Here is a 23205-nt window from a genome sequence, read left to right on the forward strand (position 1 = left end):
TAGCAGAGCTCCCCCGGCGGGCCTTCGATCTGGATCAATCGGCACCGCAGGCCATTGGGCTTAGGCCGGCTGGCCGAGCCGGAAGGCGTTTTCGACGATCCGCAGCCCGACCTCGCCGCCGAGCGACATCAGCGACTCGGGGTGGAATTGCACGCCGCCGACCGGCAGGGTCTTGTGCTCGATCGCCATCGCGATGCCGTCGTCGGTGGAGGCGGTGACGGTCAGCTCCTTCGGCATGTCGCGCATGTCGACATACAGCGAATGGTAGCGGCCGATCGTGACTTCGCCCGGCAGGCCGCGCATCAGCGTGCCGCCGTGCACCTGGATCCGCGACGGCCGGCCATGCGCCGGCTGCGCCAGCTGGCCGAGCGAGCCGCCAAAATACTCGCCCATCGCCTGCACGCCGAGGCAGACGCCGAAGATCGGCAGCTTCCTGGCGAGCGCGGCGTCGATCGTGTCCTTGATCTTGAAGTCCTCCGGCCGGCCGGGGCCGGGCGACAGCACCAACAGATCGTAGGCGTTTTCGGCCAGCATCTTCAGGCCGTGGACATAGCGCACCACCGTGACCTGGGCGCCGACCTGACGGAAATAGTCCGCCAGCATGTGCACGAAGCTGTCGTCGTGATCGACCAGCAGCACCTTCTTGCCCGAGCCGGTGGCGTCCGGCGCCACCGCCGACAGCGGCTTGGCCGGATCGCCGCGCAGCGCCTGGAACAGCGCCGCGGCTTTGACCTGGCATTCCTTGTCTTCGGCCACCGGATCGGAATCGAACAGGCAGGTGGCGCCGACGCGAACTTCGGCCAAGCCGTCCTTCATCCGAATAGTGCGGATGGTCAGCCCGGTGTTGATCGAGCCGTCGAAGCCGACCACGCCGAACGCGCCGGCATACCAGCGCCGCGGGCTGCGCTCGTGGTCCTCGACGAACTGCATCGCCCACAGTTTCGGCGCGCCGGTGACGGTCACGGCCCAGGCGTGGGTCAGGAAGGCGTCGAGCGCGTCGAAGCCCGGCCGCAGCATGCCCTCGACATGATCGACGGTGTGGAACAGCTTCGAATAGGTTTCGATCTGGCGGCGCGCCAAAACTTTGATCGTGCCCGGCACGCAGACCCGCGCCTTGTCGTTGCGGTCGACGTCGGTGCACATGTTGAGCTCGAACTCGTCCTTCTCGGAGTTCAGGAGCTTCTGGATCTGTTCGGCGTCGCTGATGGCATCGACGCCGCGGGCGATGGTGCCGGAGATCGGGCAGGTCTCGATCCGGCGGCCGTCGGAGCGGACGAACATTTCCGGCGAGGCCGACACCAGGAATTCGCCGTTGCCGAGATTGAGCAGGCCGCCATAGGGCGACGGGTTGATCCGGCACAACCGCTTGAACACTTCGGCCGGCGACCGCTCGCACGGCTCGCCGAATAGCTGGCCCGGCACCGCCTCAAACAGGTCGCCGCGAGCGAACGCCGCGCGGGCCTTCTCGACCACCTTGGGATAGTCGCCCGGGGCATGATCAGCGAAGCCCTGCCGGCCGGTCTGGGTATAGATGCTCTCGGCGGTTTCGTTCGGGAGGCCGGCGGTGGACTGGCCCTTCCAGGCAAATTCATACGAGATGCTGACGCCGCGGCCGGTGGCGCGGTCGTAGGCCAGCAGGCGGTCCGGCACGTACAGCACGATGTCGCGCTGGTCGGCCTCACGGGCCCGCTTCTGCTTCAGGTCCTCGAACTGGAACACCAGATCGTAGGCGAAGGCGCCGTAGAGGCCGAGCATCGGATCGGCCGGCGAGGCGAAGGCGGCGACGACGGCGCGCACCAGCGAGATCGCGCTGGCGCGGCGGGTGCGCTGCTCCTCATCGACCGGCGCTTCGCCGCGGACGATGTGCCCCCTGATTTTGGTGGCGCACGCCTGCTCGACGACGACGCAGGGCTCTTCGAGCTTGTCGGACAGGAACGCGATCAGAACCCGGCCGCGCGGATTGAGCGCCTCGATGGTGAATTTCTCGGCCTGCGTGGTGAGCGCCAGCGGCGGATCGGCAAAGCCGAGGTCGAAGCTCTCGTAGCGGCCCGGCACCGTGGTGCCGGACGACAGCATCACGCCGCGGCGGTGATCGAGCAGGTCGATCAGCTCGTCGAGCGCCTGGCCGCCGGTGAAAGGCTGGGCGCTGCGCGTCACCGCGAGGCCCGTGGCGGTCTTGTAGTCGCTGGTCGCGGGAAGCGAGAAAACGGTCCTGTTCATGGCATCCTCTTAAGCAACTTGCCGGAGGAACGCCACACAGGACAAACGAAAGCCGCCTCGCGTGGCGGCCTCAGGACGATCGGAAATTAACGGGATCGCACGGCCACCTCTGGTCAGGAGGTGCGCCACCAACGACGTCTGAGCAGCGGGGTCGGGCGGAACGTGCACATGGACCGGAGACGACCACCCCGGCCGGGCGGAGTCAAGGGGCTGCGGACGGGCTTAAATCAGACTATGGGCTTAAACTCGGCGCGGGGACCATCTCAGCCAAAGTCGAGAGGACCTCAATGAACGAGTCGACGAGGCTGTCATCGACCGGGCCGAACTCGCCGTGCGCGACTGCGTTTCGAACCCTGCTGGCTTCTCTGACAATTTTCGCTTCGTGCGGAGTAATCAGTCCCTGAGACGCGAGCACCTCGATCAACCGAACAGAACTTTGAGGATAGCGGAACTCGTCCGGAAGCAAAGCCCGGCCGATCGCCTCCAAGGTGGCATAGGCCAGCAGGATGGCAGGCCGTGGCTGGCCTGCCGCTCTCAAGCTTTCAACTTCGTGAATAGATGCTTCAATCTGTTCGCGGGACGCGACATCCAATTGTTCCGTCGAATTACTTGGAGAAGCGTAGATGACCATAAGCTCCCAATCGCTTTGTCCAACGAACAGAGATCGCAGGTCTTGAATCCGCCGACGATCCTCATCGGAGGGACGAGCGACTTCAACCGCGACTTTCTTTCCACTCTTCAGTGCAATCGCATCGGGCCGATAGGAGCGCATGAACGAGGGCAACACCGAAGGCGACGGATGCATATAAACCTCGTAGCCCTCAGCCTGAAGCCGGGGCAGCACGAGGTCAATGACTTCCCGTTCGCCGACATCCGCGGTCATCAGTTCAAATCCTCAAATGGGTTGTCTGACAGCCTGACATAAAGGATCGGTTTCTGAGCCAGGAGCGCTGCCTCCAAGGTACGACTAGGCGCGCGAAAGGGGAAGATGTCGTCAGGCTCAAACTTCTGGGCCACAACGCGATGGATCTGCCGGTCGTCAACATAGATGTGGCGTCCCAAGGCATCAAGGATGGGCTTGATGATGTTGTCGACATCACCCGCCATCTCACCCGGGGGAAGTAGAACACCGTCACAGACAACGGCCGGTCGGTTGCGAAGTGAGCATCGGGAAGGACTTCCCGGCTGGCAGCAATCACCAAGCTCTTCCATTGATCCAGCGACTGGCGTCGTTTCGCCTGCAAGGAAACGGGGGTACCAGAAACGAGAAACTCGATCGGAAAGGGTATTTCCAAGACTGCCCACCATTCCCTCGCTCCGAAAAAGCTAGCCCAACCACGGTAGGGTTCAATCCTGAGCAAGATACCTTTCCGATTGAAAGCTCAGGAACGTCCCCGCCGGTTCGGCGTTCTCCTTGCGCATGCCGGGTGACAACCGGCCGCAACGGGGATGGCGGACGTGGCTCATTTTGCCGGTTTCTGGCCACGACACCAACGCATCGGTACGCGCTGACGCCTAACCCGTTCCCGGCATGCATCCTCTAAAGTCGTTACTTCCTAGGGTCGCCGTGGGGACAACGGCGACAACTTCCCGCCATCGCAATCGCGCCGTATTCGCACGCAACTTCCGCCCCAATCGGAAGATCGGATTTCGGTTCCGTGACGTGTCGACTATCAGTGAGTGACCCGATGCCGAGCAGACTGGATCAACAGATCGACCGGATCGTCGCCGAAAACGGCGGCAGCCTGCATGACGCGCTCCGCGCACTGATGCAGGTCAACGAACATCTCGAGGCGGAATTGCAAAGGCTGCGCGCCGTGATGGTGTACAGCCAGGCCTGTGACGACGGTCAATCGCTGCACTAAGCGATTGTGGCAAGCGCCCTGCACCGGGCGCAGTGGTTACGCCTTCTTCAAAAATTCCGTGCGCAGCACCAGGCCCTTGATCTTGTCAGTGCGGCCTTCGATTTCGTCTTCGCTGTCGGTGAGGCGGATGCCGCGGATCATCGTGCCGCGCTTCAGCACGGTCGACGAGCCCTTCAGCTTCAGGTCCTTGATAAGGGAGACGTTGTCGCCATCGGCGAGCAGCGCGCCGTTACAGTCCCTGACTTCAATGCTCATGTCGGTTCCTCGTTTCGGTGGCGCAAAGCCAAAGCAGGAATGCGGCGTCCGCGCAATGCTGCGGCAGGGTGCATCCAAATGAAAAGCGCGAGGCGGATCGCTCCGCCTCGCGCCGTGTGTTGAAGCCGAAAAGCTCAGAACCGGTAGGTGATGCCGGTGCCGATCAGCCACGGATCGAGGTTGACCTTGCCGGTGATCGGCGTGCCGTTCGCCAGCGTGCCGCTCCACTCGGGGCGCAGCCACAGCTTCTTGACGTCGACGTTGATGCCCCAGTGCTGGTCGATCATGTAGTCGAAACCGATCTGCACCGCCGGCGCGAACGCGTCCTTGAGGTGGCTGTCGATCACGGTGCAGCAAGCCGCGCTCTGGCTGAAGAAGAAGGTGTAGTTCACACCGGCGCCGACATACGGCTTGAACGCGCCGAAGTCGGTGAAGTGATACTGCAGGGTCAGGGTCGGCGGCAGCAGCCAGGCCTTGCCGACGTCAATCCCGGTCAGGCTGCCGGCGCCCGAGACGCTGTGGCGGGTGACGCCGAGGATCAATTCGGCCGCGATATTCTTGGTGAAGAAGTAGGTGATGTCGAGCTCGGGGACGATCGCGTCGGAGGTCTTGAGCGACGAGCCGGCGATCTGATCGACATAGCCCGAATCCCGGGGCACCACGCCCAGCGCGCGCAGGCGGATCATCCACGGGCTGGATTCCGCCACAACCGGCGCCTTGTAGATCGGGCGGGTGGCGAGATCGGCGGCGTCGGCATTGGCCGACACGAGGTTTAATGCCGCCGCCAAAGCCAGCGCCGACACTGCGGTCAGAAACTTGGTCATAGATGCCCCTTTTGAAGCTCGGTCGCGTGAGCGGGAAACCCACGCTCAAGGTGCACAGATGCCGCCGGGGGCTAATAAGATTTGATCTGGATCAAATCGGAATGCGACCGCTGCGTCATTGCGACGCGCGTGACTTTCGGGTCACAGATTCACGTCCTGGCGCGGGCAAAGCGGTATCAGTTCGCGCGGTAAATTCCCGGCTTCGTGCACAAAGCGCATGTAGCGCAGAGGCTTATGGACGCTCCGGATTGCGCATCATGTACTCGCCGAGATTGCGCTGGGCGCGATTCGCACGGGTGATGGCGTTGGAGCGTTGGACGTCGCGATCCTTCCGGCACGCGACGTATTCGGACGATCCTGCAACCACGCCGTTCTGCCGGCAGTAGGCATCGTCGTCGCCGATATCCGCCGGAGCATCGTTGCGGCTTGCGCAAGCGGTCAGCGCGAGGGCGACGACAGACAGGGCGAGCAGGCGTTTTGCGGTTGACGGCATCAAAGGTCCCCAGAGCACGGGTCATTCCGGGGCGCTCGCGCAGCGAGCGAACCCGGAATCTCGTGGCAACAACATCGGGATTCCGAGTTCGCGCGTTACACGCGCGCCCCGGAATGACGTTGCGAGGCTTTGTCTAACCCGAATTGCGGACTTTGTAAGTCCGCAAGCCCGAGCCGGCTCAGCTATGGCTCTTCAGCGCCGAGGAGATGTCGTCGAGCGCAGTCGGGTCTTCGATCGTGGCCGGCATTGTCCAGGCATCGCCGTCGGCGATCTTCTTGATGGTGCCGCGCAGGATCTTGCCCGAGCGGGTCTTCGGCAGCCGCGGCACGGTGATCGCGAGCTTGAACGCCGCCACCGGGCCGAGCTTGTCGCGCACCAGCTTGACGATCTCCTTCTCGATCTCGGCCGGATCGCGATCGACGCCGGTCTTCAGCACGATCAGGCCGCACGGCACCTCGCCCTTGATCGGATCGTTGATGCCGAGCACGGCGCATTCGGCGACGTCCGGATGCGAGGCCAGGATCTCCTCCATGCCGCCGGTCGACAGCCGGTGGCCGGCGACGTTGATGATGTCGTCGGTGCGACCCATCACGAAGACGTAGCCGTCCTCGTCGACATAGCCGGCGTCGGAGGTCTTGTAGTAGCCGGGATAGTCGGCGAAGTAACTCTCGCGGCAACGCTCGTCCTGCTGCCACAGCGTCGGCAGGTTGCCGGGCGGCAACGGCAGCTTGATCACGATCGAGCCCATGGAGCCGGCGGGCACCGGCTTGGCGCCCTCGTCCACCACTTCGAGCTTGTAGCCCGGCATCGGCACCGTCGGCGAACCGTGCTTGACCGGCAGCAGGCCGAGGCCGACCGGATTGCCGGCGATGCACCAGCCGGTTTCGGTCTGCCACCAGTGATCGATCACCGGCACCTTGAGCTGCTGCTCGGCCCACTCCACCGTCGGCGGGTCGGCGCGCTCGCCGGCCAGGAACAGCGTGCGCAACTTCGACAGGTCGTATTTGCGGATGAAGCTGCCATCCGGGTCTTCCTTGCGGATGGCGCGGAACGCAGTCGGCGCCGTGAACAGCGCCACCGCGCCGTGCTCGGAAACGACCCGCCAGAACGCGCCGGCATCCGGGGTGCCGACCGGCTTGCCTTCATACATGATCGAGGTCGCGCCGTGGATCAGCGGGCCGTAGATGATGTAGCTGTGGCCGACCACCCAGCCGATGTCGGAGGCGCACCACCACACCTCGCCCGGCTTGATGCCGTAGAGGTTTTCCATCGTCCATTTCAGCGCGACGAGATGGCCGCCATTGTCGCGGACCACGCCCTTCGGCTTACCGGTCGTACCGGAGGTGTAGAGAATGTAGAGCGGATCGGTGGCATCGACCGCGACGCAGTCGGCCTTCTTACCAGCGGCGAGCGCTTGCTCGCGCAAGGTTGCCCAGTCGTGATCGCGGCCCGCCTTCAACTCGCAATCCTGCTGCGGCCGCTTCAGGATGATACAAGCCTCCGGCTTGACCGACGCAAGCTCGATCGCTTCATCGAGCAGCGGCTTGTACTTGACGATGCGGCCCGGCTCGATGCCGCAGCTCGCCGACAGGATCAGCTTCGGCTTGGCGTCTTCGATGCGGGTGGCGAGCTCCTTGGCGGCGAAGCCACCGAACACCACCGAATGCACCGCGCCGATGCGGGCGCAGGCCAGCATCGCCACCATCGATTCCGGGACCATCGGCATATACAGGATGACGCGGTCACCCTTCTGAACGCCGAAGTCCTGCATGATCGCGGCGAGCGTCTGCACTTCACGCAGCATCTCGGCGTAGGTGTACTTGCTCACCGTGCCGGTCAGCGGCGAGTCGTGGATCAGCGCGAGCTGATCGGCGCGGCCGCCGGCGACATGGCGGTCGAGCGCGTTGTAGCAGGTGTTGACCTTGGCGCCGGGAAACCAGCGGCCATACAGGCCGAGCGAGGGATCGAACACCTTGGTCGGCGGCTCGATCCAGTCGATGCTCTGCGCGACCTCTCCCCAGAACCCTTCCGGGTCGGCCAGCGAGCGGGCATGAACCTCGCGGTAACGGCTCTTGTCATGGATAGTCATGGCGTCACGCTCCCGTGGATCTCAGGCGGTTTGCCCGCCATGTCCGGCTTTTAGGCGCGGCATGCAACCCCGCCTTTGTTCCTAATCAAGCCGCATCCTTTGGTTCGGTCCCGGCCCGGGCGGCATTGTGGCGAGCTGCCAACGGGTTGCAAGCTCCGCCGGAGGGCCGCCGCGCGTCTAGCTGCCGCCGGCACCCGACAATTGCCGCAGGCGTGCTTCCAGCGCGGCACGCAGATCGTAGCCGGGGCGGCCGAAGCCGGCCTCGCGCGCGGCAACGAAGGAAGCGTGCGCCTGTTTCAGCGCCCGCAGGGCCGCGGGCTGGCCGGCGCTGTCGCGGAGCGCCCGGCGGTACAGCGCATCGATCCGGCGATCGAGATCGGCCAGCGCCGGATCGGCACAGATCGCCTTGTCCACAGCCTTGCGGGCGCGGCGGCAGTCGAAGCTCGGCTTGCCGGCGACCGCCTGCTGGGCCCCGACCCGCTCGACCTCCAGCGCCAGCGCCTTGTGGTTGGCGCGCGCCGCGACGTGGTCCGGTTTCAGCTTCAGCGCAGCGGAGAAGTCGGCCAGCGCCTTACGGGTGTCGCCCTTGCCGCGCCACAGCTCGCCGCGGGCATTGAGCGCATCGGGCTGCTTCGGATCGACCCGCAGCGCGTCGTCGTAATCGGCGATCGCCCGATCGACCTGACCGATCCGGGCATGAGCGGCGGCCCGCGCCAGCAGCGCCTTGCAGCGCTCGCCCTTGTCGGTCTCGCGGCTGTCGATCACCTTGCTGCACTGCGCGATGGTGTAGCGATCGTCGGGCTTGCTCGCTGCAGCAAGGCACGCCCCCGGATCGGCGGTCGGATCGTCCGGCGGCTCGCCACCGGTTGCGAAAGCGGATGAGACGGCGAGCGCCGCGGCGATCATGAAACTTGCGGCAATGAAAACAGCGCGCATCGAAATGTCTCGTAGCAAACGGCCTCGGCGTATCGTCAGACCCCGGTCCAATGCAGCTGCGCTCTCGCCGCTTTCAGCGTCATTGCGAGCGGAGCGAAGCAATCCAGAGGCCCCGCATGCAGCGCTGGATTGCTTCGTCGCGGAGCCTGTGCTCGGACGGCGCGAAGCGCCGATCCGAGTGCTCCTCGCAATGACGACCTTGATGCTAGCGCACAGCGCAATCAATCGCTTGCGCTTAGTTCACCTTCAGCGTCAGGCCGCCGTCGACCACCAGTTCGATGCCGGTGACGTATTTCGACTCGTCGCTGGCGAGGAATAGCGCTGCGTTGGCGACGTCCCAGGCTTCGCCCATGTGGCCCATCGGCACCTGGGCGTCGCGAGCGCGCCACATCGCGTCGACGTCGCCGCCCGAATAGCTGGCGGCAAGGCCGGCGGAATGCGCCACCATCGGGGTCTTCATCAGCCCCGGCAGGATCGCGTTCACGCGGACATGGTCCTTGGCGTATTCCACCGCGGTGTTGCGGGTCAGCGCGTTCATCGCCGCCTTGGAGGCCGCGTAGCTGACATAGGAGATGCCGAGATACCGGATCGACGCGATCGACGAGATGTTGATGATCGAACCGCCGCCCTGGCGCTGCATCACCGGCACGACGTACTTCATCGCCAGATAGGCGCTCTTCAGGTTGATCGCGAATACGCGGTCCCAATCGGCTTCGGCAACGTCGACGACGCCGCCGGTCTCAGCGATGCCGACATTGTTGTCGAGCACGTCGATGCCGTCCCACGCCTTGACGCAGGCCGCCACCATCGCCTCGACGTCGGCGGCGCGCGAGACGTCGGCGGCGAACGCGATGCCGCGGCCGCCTTCGGCCTTGATGATGTCGACGGTTTCCTCGGCTGCCGCGAGATTGCGATCGACGCAGAACACCTGCGCGCCCTCGCGCGCGAACGTCACCGCCGTCGCCTTGCCGTTGCCCCAGCCGGGTCCGATCGAACCGGCGCCGACCACCAGCGCGGTTTTGCCTTCAAGTCGTGGCATAGTCTGTTGTTCCACTACACGCTACGGCCGCGCCATCACGGGCGCGGGCCTACTCCGCCCTCGCCGTCGGGCAACTCGGCACCCGCGACGAGGGCTGATTACGGCGTCCCGTGCGTGAGATCAAACACCTTCTTCTGGTGGGCGACGGCCTGCTTGGCGCTCGCGCTCTGGGTGAAGAGGTCGAGCGAATCCGCATCGTCGTCCGACACCGGCGTCAGCGCCTGATCGGTGTAGGCCAGCCGCTGCGGATCGCGCGCGACGCGGATGCCGATCGCCGCGACTTTGGCGAACGCAGCCAGAATGGCGCCGGTCTTGCGTACGCTGTCGAGCGCAAAGCGCGGCCAGAACAGCAGCGTGCTCGGCGCCGCGAGACCCGGCCGCCGCTCGGACGGATGCCGCTGCCGGAACAGGCCGCATTGCAGCGGATGCACATTCTCGACCCGGATCGCAGTGGAGAAGATTGCCAGCAGCTTGACCAGGCTGCTGATCTTGATCCCGGTCGCTGCGGCACGCCGCAACAGCGTCTCGATGTGGTCGGGCGTGTAGTAGCGGCTCCACGCCTCGCGGTAGATCGCTTCCCATTCGGACCGCGACATCAACGGGTGCGCGGTGCAGACGTGCTCGACGTCGTAGTTGTTGAGATCCGGGTCCATCGCGACGCCGGCGCGCCACAGCGTCTGGTGATCCTCCGAACCCGGCAGCGGCGTCAGGCAGAAGAACTCCATGACGTCGATCGGCAGTTCGCGCTTGATGATATCGATATCGGCGCGGATCGATTCCGGCGTATCGGCCGGGAAGCCCAGGATGTAGCCGGCCAGCGTGATGATGCCGTGATCCTTCCAGGCCAGCAGCATCGCGCGATATTCGGTGATCTTGTTCTGCCGCTTGTTGGCGGTGAGCAGATTGGCCGGATTGATGTTCTCCAGCCCGATGAACACCCGCGTCACACCGGCGCGCTTGGCCTTCTCGATGAAGCGCGGGATCTTGTGACACAGCGTGTCAACCTGGATCATGAAGCCGAGCGGAATGTCTTCGGTCTCGCGGATCTGGATTAGCCGATCGAGGATCGCTTCCCAGTCTTTGTTGCGGGCGAAGTTGTCGTCGGTGATGAAGTACTTGCTGATGCCCTGCGCCCAGTTCCGGCGTACCATCGCCTCGATATCATCGGGCGTGCGGTAGCGCGACTTGCGGCCCTGCACGTTGATGATGGTGCAGAACGAGCACTGATACGGACAGCCGCGCCCGGCATCGACGCTGGTCGACAGGCCGAGCGTCCGCTTCACGGTGGCGAGCGGCAGATACGGCGCCGGCACGCCTTCGATCCCGGGCAGGTCGTTGAGGAAGTTATAGACCGGCTGCAATTGCCCGGCCGCTGCGTCCTGCAGCACGCCGTCGAACCGGCCGCCCTCGGCCTCGCCGGCGAACATCGCCACGCCCATGTCGCGGCAGTCGTCGAGGCCGATCGCCTTGCCGTCGAGCATCGCCAGGCAACCGGAGACGTGAAACCCGCCCATTACCACCGGCACGCCGCTTTTCCGGAACGGCCGGGCGATATCGAGCGCACGCGGATATTGGTTGGACTGCACCCCGACCAGCCCCACCAGGCCGAAATTGCCGTTGCGGGCGAAGCGATCGAGCAGCGCCGGAATATCGATCCGGGTGTTGAACTCGTCCATCGCCTCGATCTCGAACTCGACGTCGGCACCGAGCACCTGGCGCGCGGCGACGTCGGCGGCGATGCCGTAGAGCGTGGCGAGTGAGTTCGAGGGAATGATGCCGCGCCACCAGCGCAGCACATAACCGTCATCGTCGTAATGTGACGGTTTGATGAGCAACAAAATAAACTTCCGCTTCGCGTGCGCGACCGGAGCCATCAGTGACACCTTTCCCTGGAACCGGCCGAACGCCCCCGCAGCGGACGATCTGTTTTGCGGCGCAGTCTGCCTGTGCTTCGGCGGTGGCCGCAAGCGATTAATCGGCATCAGGAGGGCGATATTCAACCTGCAGCAATGCGCTGAAGGGTTAGTCCGGGCAGCTGCTGAGCGTCGTCGGCCGCGCGCCGATGGCGTGCCCGACGATCTCGGACAGGCTGCGGCAGTTCCCTTCGCTGCACAGCCGCCACTCGCCGGCGAGGCCCGAATTGCCGAGCAACACCTCACGCTGCGCAGGGCGTGTCACCGGCCATTGAAACCAGCCATCGACCAGCCGCGCCTCGGGGGCCGGCTCCATGCCGGCGCCGCTGCCTTTGACGCGCGCGGCGATCAGTTCGAGGCCCTGCGGCGTGACCCGCCAGTCCTCCTGCCATTCGGTCTTTTCGATCGAATGCGTCCAGGCCAGCGTGAAGGCGGCGACCGCCAGCGTCTTGATCACGCCGGCGGACGTGACGCACAGGCTCACGCGGCCGCCACCGCATTGCGCGGCCGCTGCCGCCATTGCCACACCACCAGCACCGCGGTGATCAAGAAGCCGACATAGTCGCTATAGGGAAATTCGCCGAGCAGGCAGATGCTGGCCGCGAAGGCGACGATGCGTTCGATCACCGTCATCCGCGTATAGAGGAAGCCGATCGACACCATGCCGAACAGGCCGATCGCGATCAGCGCCTTGAAGGTGGCGTAGGCGACCGCGCCATAGAAGCCGAGCTGGGCCGCCATCGGATCGCCCGGCTGCAGCATCAGGGCCGGCGAGTACACCGCGATGAACGGGATGACGTAGCCGGCGAGCGCGATCCGCATTGCCTCCCAGCCGATCTTGTCGGGGTTCTCGCGGGCGATCGGGGCTGCTGCGAGCGCGGCCAGCGCCACCGGCGGCGACAGGTCGGCCATGATGCCGTAGTAAAACGCGAACATGTGGCTGACGATCAGCGGCACACCGAGCTTGGCGAGCGCCGGCGCCGCCAGCGCCGCGGTGATGATGTAGGTCGGGATCGTCGGAATGCCGGTGCCGAGCAGGATCGACAGCAGCATCGTCATCACCAGCGCCAGGAACAGGCTGTGCTCGCCGAGCCCGATCACCCAGGTGCCGAATACGGTGCCGACGCCGGTCTGCGTCATCATGCCGATGATGGTGCCGACGATCGCGCAGGCCATGCCGACGGTGAGCGCCGACTTGGCGCTGTCGGCGAGCGAGTCCCGGCAAGCGTGCAGCGTGGCGCGGCCGCCGCGGGTGATCGCGGCGATCGCCACCAGCGCGGCGACGATGATCACGATCCGCATGATGTCGAGGCCGTTATGCGAGGCCGCGCCGACCACCAGGGCCAGCCCGATCCAGAACACGTAGCGCAGCACGGTGTTGGAAAAGCCGTGCACGATCGAAGCGCCGAGGATCAGCGCCACCGTCAGTGCCAACCCCATCGACCCGGCGTACAGCGGGGTGAAGCCCTCGAACAGCATGAACACCAGCGCCGCCAGCGGCAGGATCAGGTACCAGCGATCGACCGCCGCGCGCCATGCGCTCGGGATCTCGGACTTCTTCATCCCGACCAGGCCGTGCTTGCCGGCTTCGAGATGCACCATCCAGAACGCGCTAGCGAAATACAACATCGCCGGGATCACCGCGGCCTTGACGATCACCGCGTAGTCGACGCCGAGCGTCTCGGCCATGATGAACGCGACCGCGCCCATCACCGGCGGCATGATCTGGCCGCCCATCGAGGCGGTGGCTTCGACGCCGGCTGCGAAGGCGCGGCGGTAGCCGAACTTGATCATCAGCGGAATGGTGAACTGGCCGACGGTGACGACGTTGGCGACGCCGGAGCCGGAGATCGTCCCCATCATGCCCGAGGCGAACACCGCGACCTTGGCCGGGCCGCCGCGGCTGCGGCCGAACAGGCCGAGCGACACATCGGTGAACAGTTGGATCATGCCGGCGCGTTCGAGGAACGAGCCGAACAGGATGAACAGGAAGATGTAGGTCGCCGACACGTAGATCGGCACGCCGTAGAAGCCTTCGGTGCCGAACGACAGATGGGTGATGACTTGGTCGAAATCGTAGCCGCGGTGATTGAACGGCGCCGGCAAGTATTGGCCGAAGAACCAGTACAGCAGGCACACCCCGCACATGATCGGCAGCGCCGGCCCCATCAGCCGCCGGGTGCCCTCGAAGATCAGCACCGCCAGCAGCGTGCCGACTGCGAGATCGAGGTGGGTCGGATCACCGTCGCGCTGGATCAGGTCGGCATAGAAGATCCACTGATACAGGCCGCAGAAGAACCCGGCCGCACCAATCAGCCAGGCCACCGCACGGCCGAAATCGGTGCGCGCGGTGAAATTGCCGATCAGCCCGAAGGTCAGCAGCAGCAGGAAGCCGACATGAACGCCGCGCACCACCTGGCTCGGCAGGATGTTCCAGGCAGCGATGACGAGCTGGAAGCTGGCGAAGGCGATCGCCACCGCATAGGCCAGATAGCGCCAGCCGCGCGGCCCGAAACCGGCCGGAAAGCCGTGCTCGAAATTGTCGAACTCGACATGGACCGGCGCTGGTGTCGGCTCGATCGCAACCTCAGGCTTCAACATCGATGACCGTTCCCGCCGCGTGGTTTGTTGTGTGGTTTGTTATTCTCAACGTCATGCGCGAGCTTGACCCGCGCATCCATCGTTCTTCCGAAAAAGATGGATGGCCGGGTCGAGCCCGGCCATGACACCTCAATTGCGGGTCGCGCTTACTTCAGCACGCCCTTTTCCTTGAAATACTTGATCGCGCCGGGGTGCAGCGGGACTGGGCTGTCGGCGGCGGCGGTTTCGAGCTTGATGCCCTTGCCGGCGGCGTGGGCGCTGGCGAGTTCGGGCAGCGATTCATAGACCAGCTTGGTCATCTGATAGGCGAGATCGTCGGACACTGCGCTCGAGGTCACCAGATAGTTGATCACCGCGGCGGTCGGCACGTCCTTGTCCTGCCCCTTATAGGTGCCGGCCGGGATCGTCTCGGCGACGAACGGCGGGCCGATCTTCGCGACGACGTCCTTCGGCACCGCCACGACGTTGATGTCGGAGGAGTTCGACAGGTCCTTCAGCGAAGCGACGCCGAGGCCGGCCGACTGCAGCGTGGCGGCGAGCTGGCGGTTCTTCATCAGATCGACGGATTCGGCGAACGGCAGATACTCGACCTTGCCGAGATCCTTGTAGTCCATGCCGGCGGCCTTCAGGATCGCGCGCGAATTCAGCTCGGTGCCGGATTTCGGCGCGCCGACCGACAGGCTCTTGCCCTTCAGATCGGCCAGCGTCTTGATCCCGCTTTCGGAGGTGGCGACGATCTGGATATAGTTCGGATAGATCGCGCCGATCACCCGCAGCTTGTCGAGCTTGGCCTTGAAGCCGGCTTCGGCGTCGCCGTCCCAGGCGGCCTTCAGCGAGTCGCCGAGCGAGAACGCGATCTCGCCGCGCCCCTGCTGCAGCAGATTGAGGTTCTCGACCGATGCCTTGGTGGCCTGCACCTGAGCTTTGACGTTGGGGATCTTCTCGCCGTAAATCTTGGCAATCGCGACGCCGAGCGGATAGTAGACGCCGGAGGTGCCGCCGGTCAGCACGTTGACGAACTGCTGAGCGCGGGCTTGCGGCGCCGCCAGGACAATGACCGCAGCCGCGGCGACACCAAACAATCTGGCCTTCATGAACAGTTTTCTCCCTTAAGTTGTTGCTTGGAAAACTGACCGGCCGAACCGCCGCGGTCAACCCGTCAAATCGGCGGTCGCGGCCGAAGGGTGCGGAACCCGATGGCGGCAGCGGGAATTGTACGTTCCCGTGCAATACAGCCGACGAGGATCGCGTGCCGCCCAGCTCTCCCCAGCCCCTGGCGCGGCCGCTCGACGCGCTGAACTTCTTCCTCGCGGACGTGCGCGACGGCCTCGGCCCGTATCTGGCGATCTACCTGCTGGCGGTGCAGAACTGGAACGAGGCGTCGATCGGCCTGGTGATGTCGATCGCCGCGGCGGCCGGCATCGCGGCCCAGACCCCGGCCGGCGCATTGATCGACCGCTCCACCGCCAAGCGCGCGCTGATCATCGCCGCAGCCCTGGTCGTGACCGCGGCGTCGGTGGTGCTGCCGTGGCTGGATAGTTTCGCCCTGGTGGCAGCCACCCAGGCGCTGGCGGCAGCCGCCGGCGCGATCTTCGCCCCCGCGGTGGCGGCGCTGACGCTCGGCATCGTCGGGCCGCGCGCTTTCGCCCGCCGGACCGGCCGCAACGAAGCCTTCAACCACGCCGGCAACGCGGTGGCGGCGATGCTTGCCGGCGCGTTCGCCTATGAGTTCGGCCCCGGTGTGGTGTTCTGGCTGATGGCCGCAATGGCGCTCGCCAGCATCGCCGCGACGCTGTCGATCCCGGCCGCGGCGATCGACGATCACGTCGCACGAGGCTTGGGCGACGATCATCAGCCGGGCGCGCATCACGATCAGCCCTCCGGCTTCAAGGTGCTGCTGACCTGCCGGCCGCTGTTGATCTTCGCCGGCGCCACCGTGCTGTTTCACTTCGCCAATGCGGCGATGCTGCCGCTGGTCGGACAGAAACTGGCGCTGGTGAACAAGAACCTCGGCACCACGCTGATGTCGGTGTGTATCGTCGCGGCGCAGCTCGTGATGGTGCCGGTGGCGGCGCTGGTCGGCCACAAGGCCGACGTCTGGGGCCGCAAGCCGATCTTCGCGGTCGCGCTCGCCGTGCTGGCGCTGCGCGGCGCGCTGTATCCCTTGTCCGATAATCCGTATTGGCTGGTCGGGGTGCAGCTGCTCGACGGCGTCGGGGCCGGCATCTTCGGCGCGCTGTTTCCGCTAGTGGTGGCGGACCTCACCCACGGCACCGGGCATTTCAACATCAGCCAGGGTGCGATCGCGACGGCGGCCGGCCTCGGCGCTGCGCTGTCGACCGGCTTTGCCGGACTGATCGTGGTCAGCGCCGGCTACAGCGCCGCTTTCCTGGCGCTGGCCGGCATCGCCGCCGCGGCGCTGGTGCTATTCCTGGTGCTGATGCCGGAGACCCGGCAACAGCAACCTGCAACGCCTTCTTCCGCAGCGCCGGACGCGGTGTCATCCACCGTCTAGGGCGATCCGGCGGAAACGTCAGCTCTCGGTCAGCAGCTTCAAGGTCGTCAGCACGTGCCGTTCGTTAGCCGGCTTGCCGACATTGGGAACGCCAGCGAGCACGTCGCCGCCGTGGCTTTCCGGCTTGTCATAGGCGCTGGCCACCGCGAAAGGGACGTTCTGCGCCTTCAACCGTTCGGCCAACGGTGTTACCAATTCGTGGCCAAGATTGACGTCGAGCATCGCCACCGAGGGCAATTCGGCTTCGAGTAGCCGAAGCGCATCTTGCACGGTTGCGACCGGTCCAATGATCCTCCAGCCATCGCCTTCGACCATCCGGACCAGATCCATCGCGATCAAGAATTCGTCTTCGACGATCAGAACCGTCTTCTGCACGGGGCACTTTCAATTCTGGAGCGATTCACTCCTCAGCGGGATGATGATCTCAGCCCGTAAACCCTCGACGGCGTAATCGAGTTCCGAACGTCCGCCGAGACTGTAGCTCGTCACCGAGCGGATCAGCTCCGTGCCGTAACCGGTGGAGGTCGGCGGCGTGACAGCCGGGCCGCCACTCTCGACCCAACTCAGCCGCAGCTCCTGCTTGTCGGCGTCGACCGCCCAGGTCACCCGCACCTGGCCGCCCGGCGCCGACAGGGCGCCGTATTTGGCGGCGTTGGTCGCAAGTTCGTGCAAGACCAGGCTGAGCGACCCCAGCGAACGCGGCGCGAGCACCAGCGGGGGGCCCGACTCGATCGCAATGGCAGCCGGGCCACCTTTGTAGGGCGCCAGGATCCGCTGCAGCAGCTTGAGCAGCGCGGTCTCGTCCTGGGTGACGAACGCCAGGTCTTCGGCCTCCATCAAGGCGCCGAAGCGGCCGAGGAAGTCGTCCCTGTATTGCTTGGCCGTCCGCCCGTCCGTCGTGGTCTGCCGCGCCAGCGACTGCACCACGCTGAACAGATTTTTCATCCGGTGCCGCATCTCGCCGAGCAGCAAATCCTTGGAGGCGTCGCGCTGGAACCGTTCGGTGGCATCGACGATCGACAGCAGCATCGAATGACTGGCGTTGTCGGGATGTACCAGCGTGCGCGCGGTCAGCAGCATCGTCCGCGGCCCCAGGCCCGGGAAGACGTGATCGACCTGGTAGTTGATCACCGCCGTCGCCTTGGGAATAACTTCGAGCAGCAGCCGGCGCAGCTCGGGGATGTCCCATTGGCCGTTACCGAGTTCGAACAGCGGCTGGCCGATCGTCTCGTAACGGTCGACCTTGAAGGTCTCGAAAAACGACCGGCTGGCATTCTGCACGGTCAGGCTGGCGTCCAGGACCAGCATCGGATCGGCGACCGTATCGACGATGCCTTGCGCCTGAACGTGGCTGGTGCGCAGCAGCCGATAAAGATCTTCCATATTCATGCTGACCAAACCTGAGACACGAATGCGAAAAGCTATAGAGAAACCCGTCCCGTCACAATCCGGGAACCCGGATGATGTTGAACGTGATACGGCAATTTCGTGTCGAGAGAGTTTCATCCGGCGCTGCTAGGCTGCGTCGAACCGCAGCCCGCAAGACGCCCTGCGCAAGAGTACCACCGATGCCGCCCGATTCTCTCGACCCGTTCGCATTCGACCGCCGGACCGTGCTGCGCGGTGCGCTCGGCGCCGGGCTGGCCGGCATCGTGCCGGCAAGCGCCGGCGCAGCCGCGCCGGTGTCATTCTCCACCGATCCGTTCACGCTCGGCATCGCCTCCGGTGATCCGGCGCCGGACGGTTTCGTATTGTGGACGCGGCTGGCGCCGGAACCGCTGAAGGCCCGCGGCGGCATGAGTGCCCAGCCGGTCGAGGTGACGGTGGAGATCGCCGACGATCCAGCAATGACCCGGATCCTGCGCAGCGAGCGCACCACCGCCTATCTCGAACTGGCGCATTCGGTGCACGTCGAGGTCGAAGGCTTGGCGCCGGGACGCGACTACTTCTATCGGTTCCGCGCCGGCGGCGCCGACAGCCCGATCGGCCGCGCCCGCACCTTGCCGGCACCGGATGCGACGCTGCAGCAGCTCCGCTTTGCCTCTGCCGGCTGCCAGCGCTGGGAGGGCGGCTACTATGCGGCGTGGCGCGCGATCGCCGAGGATCAGCTCGACTTCGTATTCCACTACGGCGATTACATCTACGAATACGGCTTTGCGGCCACCGACAAGAACGACGCGCCATGGCCGCGCACGATGCCGAAAGACTTTCCGACCTGCTACACGCTGACCGACTACCGCCGCCGCTACGCGCTGTATAAATCCGATCCCGATCTGAAGGCCGCTCACGCCGCCTGCCCGTTCCTGATCAGCTTCGACGACCACGAGATCGCCAACAACTGGGCAAGCGACAGCGATCCGAAGCAGACGCCGTCCGAGGCGTTCCTGTTTCGCCGGGCGATGGCGCTGCAGGCCTGGTACGAGCACATGCCGGTGCGCCGGGCGCAGCGGCCGCGCGGACCGGACGTGCAGGCGTATCGCGGCTTTCGCTTCGGCAGATTGGCCGACGTCGCGGTGCTCGACACCCGGCAGTATCGATCGCGCCAGCCCTGCGGCGACGGTTTCCTGGCGGGCTGCACCGAGGCCAACGCGCCGGACCGCACCATGCTCGGCGCCGCACAGGAGCAATGGCTGGCGACACGGCTGAAACAGGGCGACGCGACCTGGCGGGTGCTGGCGCAGCAGGTGCTGTTTGCGCCGTTCGACTGGCGCGGCTTTGCCAAGATCGAGGATAAAGGCGAGCCGGTGTTTGATGTCGACACCTGGAACGGCGCCACCGCGGCGCGCGACCGGGTGATGGCGATGCTCGATGAAGCAAAGGTCCCCAACGCGGTGGTGCTGAGCGGCGACCTGCACCGGGCGCTGGCGCTCGACCTGCATCGCGACGCACGCAATCCCAACTCACCGTGTGTCGGCGTCGAATTTCTGTCGACCTCGATCTCATCGGTCGGCGGCGCACCGCCGGACGACGCGGCGATGGCCACCATGCATCGCAACAATCCGCAGCTGAAGTTCTTCAGCGACCAGCGCGGCTACACGCGGCACACCGTGACGCCGCAGCAATGGCTGGCGGACTTCCGCGCGATCGACAGCATCGCCGTACCGGGACACCCGGCGCAGACGATCCGTTCGCTCGTCGTCGAAGCCGGCCATCCCGGACTCATCACTCGCTAACGACGATCGTAGGAGACCGCGCCGCCGCGTGTGGCCGCGCTGGTCCTCGCCGAATCGCGCGCATAGGATCATGCTGGCCGCTCAACGTAGCTGGCTGCGCTGCCCGCAGCGCGGGACGATGCTCCAAGGGAATAGATGATCGAACCCCTCCATCCGCGATCGCGTATCAGCCGGCGCAGCATTCTGCGCGGAGCTGCCGCGATCGCCACCCTGCCGCTGCTGCCACGCCGGGCGCGCGCAGCAGATTGGCCGACCCGGCAGGTGACGCTGGTGGTACCGTTCACCGCCGGCGGCACCACCGACATCCTGGCACGGTTGATCGCGACCCGACTCTCGGAGCACTACGGCCAGGCATTCGTGATCGACAATCGCGGCGGCGAGAGCGGCAACATCGCCGCCGCCTACGTCGCCAAGGTGCCAGCAGACGGCTACACCTTCATCGTCGGCACGCCCGGCATCCACGCCACCAATCGCCTGGTGTATCGGACGGTGGGGTACGATCCGGCAACCGACTTCACCCCGGTGATCTTGATTGCCCGCGTGCCGAACCTGTTGTCGGTGACTAAGTCGCTGCCGGTGACCAGCGTTACCGAACTGATCAGCTACGCACGGCAGCGTCCGCGCGAATTGTTCTACGGCGTCTCGGCGCTCGGCTCGACCGGACACCTGTCGACCGAACTGTTCAAGACCATGACGGGCGTCGAGATCACTGCGGTGCCATACAAGGGATCGGCGCCGATGCTGCGCGACCTCGCCGAAGGCCGCGTGCATCTCACCATCGACAATCTGCCGGCTTCCAAGCCGCTGCTCGAGGCCGGCGAGATTCGTCCGCTCGCGGTGACCACCGCCAAGCGCTGGCCGCCGCTGTCGCATCTGCCGACCATCGCGGAAGCCGGCGTGCCGGGCTACGAGACCGCCTCCTGGTTCACCATCGGGGCGCCTCGCGGCACCCCGGCGGAAATTGTCACCAGCCTCAACGATACGGTTGCGGCCTTCCTCGCAAGCGACAGCGGAACGGCCAAACTTCGCGACATCGGCGCCGAGCCGGGCGGCGGATCGCCCGAGGATATGCGGCGTCACGTCGAGGCCGAGATCGCACGCTGGGAGAAAGTGGCGAAGACCGCCGGAATTGTGCCGCTGTAGCTACGTCGCACTCATTGCAGCGTGTGCAAATTTGATCTCCGACGAAAGAGCGAGGCGTCGTGATTGCGACCGGCGCGTGACACCTAAACCCATTACATCGTGCGCGTTTCAAAAGATCGCATTTGAATCATAGGCATCCATTTAACCCTACCCGGGACTTAGTGTGGGTTTCGGTTTAATTCCACATTTTGAACTCTCTCCAACCCCTAAAGTTTGGCGCGTTATTTCGGGGGGTGGACCAATGAGAGCAACGACGGAAGCGGAAGTGTGCGTACCTGCAGGCGGTTTTGGCCGCCGCAAGGTGGCGCCGCGCGCCTGTGTCGTCGATCGCAAGCCGCACCTGCGGGCTTTCCTGGCCGACGCGCTGGAGGAGTTCCGATTCGTCACGGGGGAATGCGCCAGCGCGCTGGAACTGCCGGCACGGCTCGCCGAACATCAGCCCGACCTGCTGGTGATCGGTTCGAGCGTCGACGGCGTCGAAGCGGAAGCGATTCTCGATACGCTCGCGGCGACCTGTTTTACCGGCAGCGTGCTGACGATCGCGCCGCGCGAGACCATCATGTCGGACGCGATCCGCCGGCACGGCGCCGCGCGTGGTCTGCGGATGCTACCACCGCTGGCGACGCCGTTCAGCGTCCACACGCTGAGCCTCAGCCTGGCGCCGCTGCTGCCGCAGGAGCCGGCGCCGGAGCCGGAGATCGACGTCGCCGAGGCGCTGAAGGCCGGTTGGCTGGAGCTGTGGTATCAGCGCTGTGTCGATGCGCATTCGCTGACGCCGCAGGGCGCCGAGGCGCTGCTGCGAATGCGGCATCCGAGCTGGGGCGTGGTCTCGCCGTCGGCGTTTCTGCCCGACGGCAACGATCCGCATTTCCGCGCGCTGTCGGAGTTCGTGGTGAAGCGCGCGATCGCCGACTGGCACTATCTGCTCGACCATCAGGGCCCGATCGATCTGTCGATCAACCTGCCGGTGAGTTTCCTCGGCAATGAGCGCGCGCTCGACGATCTGTCAGCCTGGGTGCCGCAGCATCCGGCGTTCGGCGGATTGATCATCGAGATCGACGCCGCCCAGATCGTCGACCACCTCGACGAAATGGCCGAGATCGGCCGGCGGCTGCGGCTGCGCAACGTCGCGATCGCGATCGACAAGGTCGGCGCCGACTGGCCGGCGCTGATGCACCTCGACACCTTCCCGTTCGTCGAACTGAAGGTCGACCGTTCGTTCGTCACCGGCTGCGCCGACGACCGGCTGAAGCGCACCGTGTGCAAGCGAATCGTCGAACTCGCCGGCGACTACGGCGCGCGCTGCACCGCGACCGGAATCGAGACTCGCGCCGACTTCCAGGCCGCGCACGAGCTCGGCTTCGACAAGATGCAGGGCTATCTGTTCGGCAAGCCGATGGGCCTGAAAAAATTCGCCCGCGCCGCACATGCGCGCCCGGTGGCGATGCAGGACTGAGCGCGCTCGCGGCGCCTCAGTCGAACGTCATCTCCTGGCACTTGGAGACGTCATCGCCGAGGCCCGACGCGATGGTGACGCAGCCGCGCACCCGGCGCTGCTTGGTATCGGCGGCCCATACCACATAGCCGCCGGCGCCGAAGAACGCGTTGGTGTTGGCCGGCTCGGTCTCGGCGCCGTCGAACTGATAGTCGCCGTCGACGTCGAAGATCCGCGGCCGGCGGAAGCAGCCGCCGTCGGTCTGGACGTTGATCACTTCCTTGTTGTCGCGCGTCATCGCCAGGCTGACGGCGCAGCGGAAGTATTCCGAGGTCTTGGTGTTGAACAGATACGCGTAGGACCGACAGGTGGCGGTGACCAGCTTGCCCGGGCTCAGGCCGCGGCTGCAGGAGATGCGTTGATTGTTGCTGAGCCGGTATTCGTCGGCGGAGGCCGGCGCTGCTGCGACCAACGAAGCCAATCCGGCGATCAGCATCGCGCCGATCGAAAGGCCCTGCATCTGCATCGTCGTCCTCCCGCTGCGATCGTCGCGCGTGAACGGCGACTCGGTGGCCGAACCATAGCGGCGCGCCGACATCGGTAAAATCACAAAGTCGAACCAAACGGCGCTGACATCCGACCGACATCAGCATGCGGCATTGTTGACCGCAACTGATTGTTCGTGATTTGTTCAGCGACAGCCG

General features: G+C 65.3%; 21 protein-coding genes. 5 read left to right on the plus strand and 16 right to left on the minus strand.

Annotation, left to right across the window (positions count from 1 at the left end; translation table 11 throughout):
- Positions 1 to 60 precede the first annotated feature (60 nt).
- From LRC39_RS22810 to LRC39_RS22820, 3 genes are all read right to left on the minus strand, one after another.
- Entirely contained in the window at positions 61 to 2220 is a 2160-nt protein-coding gene (locus LRC39_RS22810) for an anthranilate synthase component I (protein ID WP_346295730.1), read from the minus strand.
- 232 nt (positions 2221 to 2452) lie between these two features.
- Positions 2453 to 3103 carry a hypothetical protein gene (locus LRC39_RS22815; RefSeq protein WP_346295731.1) on the minus strand — a complete coding sequence of 217 codons (651 nt, stop codon included), beginning with the start codon at positions 3101 to 3103 and terminating at the stop codon, positions 2453 to 2455.
- A complete protein-coding gene (locus tag LRC39_RS22820) occupies positions 3103 to 3528 on the minus strand; it encodes a RusA family crossover junction endodeoxyribonuclease (protein WP_346295732.1) in 426 nt (141 codons plus the stop codon). Before LRC39_RS22820 ends, LRC39_RS22815 begins: the two co-directional genes overlap by 1 nt.
- A 380-nt stretch (positions 3529 to 3908) precedes the next feature.
- Here LRC39_RS22820 and LRC39_RS22825 point away from each other — a divergent pair, with 380 nt between their 5' ends.
- Complete coding sequence (locus tag LRC39_RS22825) at positions 3909 to 4085, plus strand: hypothetical protein (RefSeq protein ID WP_346295733.1); 177 nt, start codon at positions 3909 to 3911, stop codon at positions 4083 to 4085.
- Between the two features lie 36 nt (positions 4086 to 4121).
- Here the strand turns inward: LRC39_RS22825 and LRC39_RS22830 are convergent, their stop codons facing one another.
- The 10 genes from LRC39_RS22830 to LRC39_RS22875 all read right to left on the minus strand — a co-directional run bounded on the left by LRC39_RS22830 (position 4122) and on the right by LRC39_RS22875 (position 15329).
- Positions 4122 to 4340: an alkylphosphonate utilization protein gene (locus LRC39_RS22830; protein ID WP_011160033.1), complete on the minus strand. Its 219-nt coding sequence runs from the start codon at positions 4338 to 4340 to the stop codon at positions 4122 to 4124.
- Positions 4341 to 4474: 134 nt separating this feature from the next.
- Positions 4475 to 5164 carry an OmpW/AlkL family protein gene (locus tag LRC39_RS22835; RefSeq protein ID WP_346295734.1) on the minus strand — a complete coding sequence of 230 codons (690 nt, stop codon included), beginning with the start codon at positions 5162 to 5164 and terminating at the stop codon, positions 4475 to 4477.
- A 232-nt stretch (positions 5165 to 5396) separates the two neighbouring features.
- Entirely contained in the window at positions 5397 to 5657 is a 261-nt protein-coding gene (locus LRC39_RS22840) for a hypothetical protein (RefSeq protein ID WP_346295735.1), read from the minus strand.
- A gap of 178 nt (positions 5658 to 5835) precedes the next feature.
- Positions 5836 to 7746, minus strand: a complete 1911-nt coding sequence (locus LRC39_RS22845) for a propionyl-CoA synthetase (RefSeq protein WP_346295736.1) — start codon at positions 7744 to 7746, stop codon at positions 5836 to 5838.
- A gap of 177 nt (positions 7747 to 7923) precedes the next feature.
- Positions 7924 to 8682: a tetratricopeptide repeat protein gene (locus LRC39_RS22850; RefSeq protein ID WP_346295737.1), complete on the minus strand. Its 759-nt coding sequence runs from the start codon at positions 8680 to 8682 to the stop codon at positions 7924 to 7926.
- Positions 8683 to 8917: 235 nt separating this feature from the next.
- Positions 8918 to 9721, minus strand: coding sequence for an SDR family NAD(P)-dependent oxidoreductase (locus LRC39_RS22855; RefSeq protein ID WP_107357010.1), 804 nt, complete (start codon positions 9719 to 9721; stop codon positions 8918 to 8920).
- Positions 9722 to 9819: 98 nt separating this feature from the next.
- Positions 9820 to 11595 (minus strand): B12-binding domain-containing radical SAM protein, encoded by a 1776-nt coding sequence (locus LRC39_RS22860; RefSeq protein WP_346295738.1) that lies wholly within the window; start codon positions 11593 to 11595, stop codon positions 9820 to 9822.
- 148 nt (positions 11596 to 11743) lie between these two features.
- A complete protein-coding gene (locus LRC39_RS22865; protein WP_346295739.1) occupies positions 11744 to 12154 on the minus strand; it encodes a DUF1850 domain-containing protein in 411 nt (136 codons plus the stop codon).
- Positions 12115 to 14235 carry a TRAP transporter permease gene (locus LRC39_RS22870; protein ID WP_346295740.1) on the minus strand — a complete coding sequence of 707 codons (2121 nt, stop codon included), beginning with the start codon at positions 14233 to 14235 and terminating at the stop codon, positions 12115 to 12117. The genes LRC39_RS22865 and LRC39_RS22870 overlap by 40 nt, the downstream gene beginning before the upstream one ends.
- Before the next feature lie 146 nt (positions 14236 to 14381).
- Positions 14382 to 15329, minus strand: coding sequence for a TAXI family TRAP transporter solute-binding subunit (locus LRC39_RS22875; protein ID WP_346295741.1), 948 nt, complete (start codon positions 15327 to 15329; stop codon positions 14382 to 14384).
- Between the two features lie 155 nt (positions 15330 to 15484).
- Here LRC39_RS22875 and LRC39_RS22880 point away from each other — a divergent pair, with 155 nt between their 5' ends.
- Positions 15485 to 16750: an MFS transporter gene (locus LRC39_RS22880; protein ID WP_264053505.1), complete on the plus strand. Its 1266-nt coding sequence runs from the start codon at positions 15485 to 15487 to the stop codon at positions 16748 to 16750.
- Between the two features lie 18 nt (positions 16751 to 16768).
- On the opposite strand, the gene LRC39_RS22885 is transcribed toward LRC39_RS22880, so the two are convergent.
- Both LRC39_RS22885 and LRC39_RS22890 read right to left on the minus strand, forming a co-directional pair.
- Entirely contained in the window at positions 16769 to 17125 is a 357-nt protein-coding gene (locus LRC39_RS22885; RefSeq protein ID WP_346295742.1) for a response regulator, read from the minus strand.
- A 9-nt stretch (positions 17126 to 17134) separates the two neighbouring features.
- Positions 17135 to 18139, minus strand: a complete 1005-nt coding sequence (locus LRC39_RS22890; RefSeq protein ID WP_346295743.1) for an HWE histidine kinase domain-containing protein — start codon at positions 18137 to 18139, stop codon at positions 17135 to 17137.
- Between the two features lie 179 nt (positions 18140 to 18318).
- On the opposite strand from LRC39_RS22890, the gene LRC39_RS22895 reads away from it, so the two are divergent.
- The 3 genes from LRC39_RS22895 (at position 18319) to LRC39_RS22905 (ending at position 22522) form a co-directional block, all read left to right on the plus strand.
- A complete protein-coding gene (locus LRC39_RS22895; RefSeq protein WP_346295744.1) occupies positions 18319 to 19923 on the plus strand; it encodes an alkaline phosphatase D family protein in 1605 nt (534 codons plus the stop codon).
- 135 nt (positions 19924 to 20058) lie between these two features.
- Positions 20059 to 21066: a Bug family tripartite tricarboxylate transporter substrate binding protein gene (locus LRC39_RS22900; RefSeq protein WP_346295745.1), complete on the plus strand. Its 1008-nt coding sequence runs from the start codon at positions 20059 to 20061 to the stop codon at positions 21064 to 21066.
- A 241-nt stretch (positions 21067 to 21307) separates the two neighbouring features.
- Positions 21308 to 22522, plus strand: coding sequence for an EAL domain-containing response regulator (locus LRC39_RS22905; protein WP_346295746.1), 1215 nt, complete (start codon positions 21308 to 21310; stop codon positions 22520 to 22522).
- Positions 22523 to 22538: 16 nt separating this feature from the next.
- Here the strand turns inward: LRC39_RS22905 and LRC39_RS22910 are convergent, their stop codons facing one another.
- On the minus strand, positions 22539 to 22997 hold the full coding sequence (locus LRC39_RS22910) for a hypothetical protein (RefSeq protein ID WP_346297544.1): 459 nt from the start codon (positions 22995 to 22997) through the stop codon (positions 22539 to 22541).
- Positions 22998 to 23205: the final 208 nt, after the last annotated feature.

It is taken from the genome of Rhodopseudomonas sp. P1 (genome assembly GCF_039642825.1).
GTDB classification, from domain to species: Bacteria; Pseudomonadota; Alphaproteobacteria; order Rhizobiales; family Xanthobacteraceae; genus Rhodopseudomonas; species Rhodopseudomonas palustris_H.

What these genes read in the sequence shown, in the direction of transcription:
- LRC39_RS22810 (WP_346295730.1), bottom strand. Translation starts at nt 2,220, where the DNA reads ATGAACAGGACCGTTTTCTCGCTTCCCGCGACCAGCGACTACAAGACC.
- LRC39_RS22815 (WP_346295731.1), bottom strand. Translation starts at nt 3,103, where the DNA reads ATGACCGCGGATGTCGGCGAACGGGAAGTCATTGACCTCGTGCTGCCC.
- LRC39_RS22820 (WP_346295732.1), bottom strand. Translation starts at nt 3,528, where the DNA reads ATGGTGGGCAGTCTTGGAAATACCCTTTCCGATCGAGTTTCTCGTTTC.
- LRC39_RS22825 (WP_346295733.1), top strand. Translation starts at nt 3,909, where the DNA reads ATGCCGAGCAGACTGGATCAACAGATCGACCGGATCGTCGCCGAAAAC.
- LRC39_RS22830 (WP_011160033.1), bottom strand. Translation starts at nt 4,340, where the DNA reads ATGAGCATTGAAGTCAGGGACTGTAACGGCGCGCTGCTCGCCGATGGC.
- LRC39_RS22835 (WP_346295734.1), bottom strand. Translation starts at nt 5,164, where the DNA reads ATGACCAAGTTTCTGACCGCAGTGTCGGCGCTGGCTTTGGCGGCGGCA.
- LRC39_RS22840 (WP_346295735.1), bottom strand. Translation starts at nt 5,657, where the DNA reads ATGCCGTCAACCGCAAAACGCCTGCTCGCCCTGTCTGTCGTCGCCCTC.
- LRC39_RS22845 (WP_346295736.1), bottom strand. Translation starts at nt 7,746, where the DNA reads ATGACTATCCATGACAAGAGCCGTTACCGCGAGGTTCATGCCCGCTCG.
- LRC39_RS22850 (WP_346295737.1), bottom strand. Translation starts at nt 8,682, where the DNA reads ATGCGCGCTGTTTTCATTGCCGCAAGTTTCATGATCGCCGCGGCGCTC.
- LRC39_RS22855 (WP_107357010.1), bottom strand. Translation starts at nt 9,721, where the DNA reads ATGCCACGACTTGAAGGCAAAACCGCGCTGGTGGTCGGCGCCGGTTCG.
- LRC39_RS22860 (WP_346295738.1), bottom strand. Translation starts at nt 11,595, where the DNA reads ATGGCTCCGGTCGCGCACGCGAAGCGGAAGTTTATTTTGTTGCTCATC.
- LRC39_RS22865 (WP_346295739.1), bottom strand. Translation starts at nt 12,154, where the DNA reads ATGGCGGCAGCGGCCGCGCAATGCGGTGGCGGCCGCGTGAGCCTGTGC.
- LRC39_RS22870 (WP_346295740.1), bottom strand. Translation starts at nt 14,235, where the DNA reads ATGTTGAAGCCTGAGGTTGCGATCGAGCCGACACCAGCGCCGGTCCAT.
- LRC39_RS22875 (WP_346295741.1), bottom strand. Translation starts at nt 15,329, where the DNA reads ATGAAGGCCAGATTGTTTGGTGTCGCCGCGGCTGCGGTCATTGTCCTG.
- LRC39_RS22890 (WP_346295743.1), bottom strand. Translation starts at nt 18,139, where the DNA reads ATGAATATGGAAGATCTTTATCGGCTGCTGCGCACCAGCCACGTTCAG.
- LRC39_RS22895 (WP_346295744.1), top strand. Translation starts at nt 18,319, where the DNA reads ATGCCGCCCGATTCTCTCGACCCGTTCGCATTCGACCGCCGGACCGTG.
- LRC39_RS22900 (WP_346295745.1), top strand. Translation starts at nt 20,059, where the DNA reads ATGATCGAACCCCTCCATCCGCGATCGCGTATCAGCCGGCGCAGCATT.
- LRC39_RS22905 (WP_346295746.1), top strand. Translation starts at nt 21,308, where the DNA reads ATGAGAGCAACGACGGAAGCGGAAGTGTGCGTACCTGCAGGCGGTTTT.
- LRC39_RS22910 (WP_346297544.1), bottom strand. Translation starts at nt 22,997, where the DNA reads ATGCTGATCGCCGGATTGGCTTCGTTGGTCGCAGCAGCGCCGGCCTCC.